Raw genomic sequence first — 408 nt, 5'->3', positions numbered from 1 at the left:
GGGCCGTACCGAAGCCATCGTACCCTTGGTGGCCAAGGCGCTCGGCGACGGCATCGACAAGCTGGTCGACGCCAATTCCTGCTATTCGCCGAAGCGGGCGATCGAAGTCGGCCTCATGCTGGAGGACAACGGCATCGGCCATTACGAAGAACCCTGCCCCTATTGGGAATTCGAGCAGACCAAGGAAGTCGCCGATGCGCTCGACATCGACGTGACCGGCGGCGAGCAGGATTGCGAATTTTCCGCCTGGAAGACGATGATCGGCATGCGCGCCGTCGATATCGTCCAGCCCGACGTGATGTATCTCGGCGGCATCCACCGGACGCTCGAAGTGGCAAGGATGGCGGCCGCCGCAGGCCTGCCCTGCACGCCGCACGCCGCCAACCTGTCGCTGGTGACCATGTGCAC

General features: G+C 64.0%; 1 protein-coding gene. It reads left to right on the top strand.

The window, feature by feature from the left end:
- Nucleotides 1-28: 28 nt before the first annotated feature.
- On the top strand, nt 29-408 hold a 380-nt coding region (locus tag AC1D0P_RS30775), incomplete at its 3' end, for an enolase C-terminal domain-like protein (protein ID WP_477680196.1).

This window comes from Polaromonas sp. P1_G2 (assembly GCF_056405515.1).
Note: the sequence above shows the minus strand (reverse complement) of the source record. Positions and strands in the feature narration are given on the sequence as shown.